Source organism: Rhizobacter sp. P3_B12 (assembly GCF_056402895.1).
Map to the genome: position 1 here is coordinate 1 of NZ_JBFUGN010000682.1, position 3,380 is coordinate 3,380.

Below are 3,380 nucleotides of genomic sequence, written 5' to 3' on the forward strand. Positions count from 1 at the left end.
CAGAAGGCGCGTGGGGGGAGGCTGTGGAGCGCCAATAAAGCCGGGGCGCCGGAGCTGGCTGGTTTCATGGCCCGCGTGCGCAGCACGCTTCGTGAACTGACTGTCGCCGACTGTTTGACCACAACGAACGAAGTGAGTGGCGGGAGTTTCGGCGACGGGCCATCAAACCAGTCAGCGCAGGGGAGTCAGCGCCCCCAGGGGCGATGACCGGCCCGGCCGGCGCGCCACAGCCTCCCCCCACGCGCCTTTGTCGCGCAGGACTCAAGACGTCAACAGCCCCCGGTCCCGCAGCATCGGTTCCACAGATGCATCGCGCCCCCGGAAGGCCCGGTAGGTCTCCCCCGGCTCACGGCTGTTGCCCACGGAATAGACATGCGCAAGCAGCCGCTTCGCAACCGCCGGGTCGAACGGGCTGCCCGCCTCGGTGAAGGCGTCGTAGCCGTCTGCATCGAGCACCTCGGCCCACAGGTACACGTAGTAGCCGGCCGCATAGCTGGCGCTCGAGAACAGGTGCTGGAAATGCGGCAGCCGATGGTTCAGCCCGACGCCGTGCGGCAGCCCGATGCGCTCGAGCTCGGCCGCCTCGAAGGCGACGATGTCGATGCCCTCCGGGTTGCCCACCGCATGCACCGCCATGTCGACCAGCGCCGAGGCGGTGTAGCGCACCGTCTCGTAGCCCTGGTTGAACTTGCGCGCCGCCTGCAGCCGCTCGACCAGCGCATCGGGGATCGGCGCGCCGGTCTCGACGTGGCGCGCGTGCCGCTTCAGCACCTCCGGCTCGGCCAGCCAGTGCTCGAAGATCTGCGACGGCAGCTCGACGAAATCGCGCAGCACGTTGGTGCCCGACAGGCGCTCGTAGGTCACGCTCGACAACAGCCCGTGCAGGCCATGGCCGAACTCGTGGAACAGCGTGGCCGCATCGTCGAAGCTCAGCAGCGTCGGCGCACCGGGCGAGCCCTTCGCGAAGTTGTTGTTGTTGACGACGATCGGCAGCACGTCGCTTCCCCTCTCTTCGCCTTGGCCCACGACGTTGCGCGTCTGCTGCCGGTACGAACCCATCCACGCGCCGCTGCGCTTGCTCGGCCGCGCGAAGTTGTCGTGCAGGAAGATGCCGACCAGCGCACCATCGCTGCCGCTGACCTCGTAGACCTTCACGTCGGGGTGGTAGGCGCGCAGGTCGCCGCGCGCCGTGAAGCGCAGCCCGAACAGGCGCTGCGCACAGTCGAACGCCGCCTCGACCATGCGGTCGAGCGGGAAGTAGGGCTTGACCGCGGCTTCATCGAGGTCGTAGCGCGCCTGGCGCACCTTCTCGGCGTAGTAGCGCCAGTCCCAGGCCTCGATCTCCTGTGATTCGCCGGCGGCCGGCCGCTGCGACTGCGGCAGCGTCAGCAACAACGCCTTCAGCGCCTCGCGCTCCTCGGCCGCGCGCGCCTTCGCCGGCACCCACACCTGCTGCAGCAGCCGGTTCACCGCGGCCTGCGAACCGGCCATCGTGTCGCCCAGTGCGTAGTCGGCATAGCTCGCATGGCCGTGCAGCCGGGCCTGCTCGGCCCGCAGCTGCAGGATCTCGCGCGCCACCGGCCGGTTGTCGTGCGCGCCCTCGTGCTCGCCGCGCGAGACCCAGGCGCGCCACGCCTGCTCACGCAGGTCGCGGCGCTCGGAGAAGGTCAGGAACGGCACGATGTGCGAGCGCGACAGCGTGATCACCGCCGCATCGATGCCGCGGTCCGCACCGGCCTGGCGCGCCGCGGCACGCACGAATTCCGGCAGCCCGGCGAGGTCGCGCTCGGCGCGCAGCTCGAGGCGGAAGGCCGATTCATCGGCCAGCACGTTCTGGCCGAACTGCGTCATCAGCTCGGCCAGCCGCTCCATCACTTGGCCATACCGCTGGCGCGCCGCGCCCTGCAGCTTGGCGCCGGCCCGCACGAACTCGAGGTGCACCCGCTCCAGCAGGCGCCGCTGCTCGGCTGTGAGCCCGAGCGAGTCGCGCTGCGCATGCAGCGTGTCGATGCGCTGGAACAGCGCCGCATGCATGTAGATCGCGTTGCCGTGCGCCGCCATGCGCGGTGCGAGCTGCCGCTCCACCGCCTGCAGCGCCGGCGAGGTCTCGCTCGACGTGAGGTTGTGGAACATGCCTTCCAGCCGCGCCAGCAGCCGGCCGCTGCGGTCGAAGGCCGCCAGCGTGTTGTCGAAGCCAGGGGCCGCGGCCTGCGCGCCGATCRCATCGATCTCGGCACGCTGCTCGGCCAGCGCCACCTCGAAGGCCTCGGCGAAGTGCTCGGGGCGGGCCCGGTCGAACGGTGGCAGCCCGTGCGGGGTGTCCCACGGCTGCAGCAGCGGGTTGCTGGAGTGACTGCTTGTGGCAAGGGTCATGACGGCTTCTCTCGGTCAGGGAAGAAGCCGTCGATTCTAGGGAGGCCGACCCGCGTTTACTTGCCGCCCTTGATTTGCAATTCCTCATCTTCGAAATAGCGCCGGCCATCGCAATTGGYGACGTACGAGGCCTTGTCCGCCTGCAGCGCCTCGACCTTCGCGTTGTAGGCCTCGCTGTTGGCCTTGTAGGCCTCCACCGCCTTGTCGCGGGCGGCCAGGCGCTCGTTGAAGGCCTTGACGGCCTCGTCATTCGTCGTGTCGATCTTCTCGCGATCGGCCTTCAGCGCGTCGCCGGCAGCGGCCAGGTCGTCGCCTTCCTTCTTCAGCGCGGTCTGCAGCGGCAGCGTCTCGGCGAGCTGCGCCTTCACGCGGTCGTTCTGGGCCAGGCAGGCGCGCAGCTGTTCCTTGGTCAGGAAGGCGGCGCCGGGCTTGGCCTTGCCGAGGGTCGATTCCTTCTTCGGCTTGTCGGCGGCATGGGCCGGCAGGGCCAGCACGCCGGCGATGCAGGCGGCGAACAGCCACGGGGCGGCGGCGAGGCGGGGAGCGAAGCTCATGTCCAGGGGATCCTTCAGGAAGTGCGGCGCGCATCATGCCATTGCCGCGCGGCCGGCTCCGTTACAGTGCCCCGCTCCTCCCCTCGGACATTCGCTCGAAGATCGCCATGCCCCACACCGCTTCCCCCGCCCTGAGCGTCGGCCTGCTGCGCGTCGGCCTGATCGGCTACGGCTTCGCCGGCCAGGTCTTCCATGCCCCGCTGATCGCGAGCGTTCCGGGGCTGCGGCTCGCAGCCTTCGCGAGCAGCGATGCGGCCAAGGTCGCCCGCGGCTGGCCGGGCCTGCCGGTCGAGGCCGATCCGCTCGCGCTGTGCGCACGCGACGACGTCGACCTGGTCGTCATCGCGAGCCCCAACGACAGCCACCACCCGCTGGCGCTCGCGGCCTTGCGGGCCGGCAAGCACGTGGTGGTCGACAAGCCGTTCACCGTGACGCTCGCGCAGGCGCAGCAGC

Annotated in this window: 4 protein-coding genes; 2 read left to right on the top strand and 2 right to left on the bottom strand. The window is 70.0% G+C overall.

What is annotated here, in order from left to right:
- Positions 1-207: hypothetical protein (locus AC1D01_RS26065; protein WP_477871529.1), on the top strand; the 207-nt coding region annotated here is incomplete at its 5' end.
- 54 nt (positions 208-261) lie between these two features.
- On the opposite strand, the gene AC1D01_RS26070 is transcribed toward AC1D01_RS26065, so the two are convergent.
- Positions 262-2,373, bottom strand: a complete 2,112-nt coding sequence (locus tag AC1D01_RS26070) for a M3 family metallopeptidase (protein ID WP_477871531.1) — start codon at positions 2,371-2,373, stop codon at positions 262-264.
- Between the two features lie 56 nt (positions 2,374-2,429).
- Positions 2,430-2,927: a hypothetical protein gene (locus AC1D01_RS26075; protein ID WP_477871533.1), complete on the bottom strand. Its 498-nt coding sequence runs from the start codon at positions 2,925-2,927 to the stop codon at positions 2,430-2,432.
- Positions 2,928-3,034: 107 nt separating this feature from the next.
- Here AC1D01_RS26075 and AC1D01_RS26080 point away from each other — a divergent pair.
- Positions 3,035-3,380: Gfo/Idh/MocA family oxidoreductase (locus AC1D01_RS26080; RefSeq protein WP_477871535.1), on the top strand; the 346-nt coding region annotated here is incomplete at its 3' end.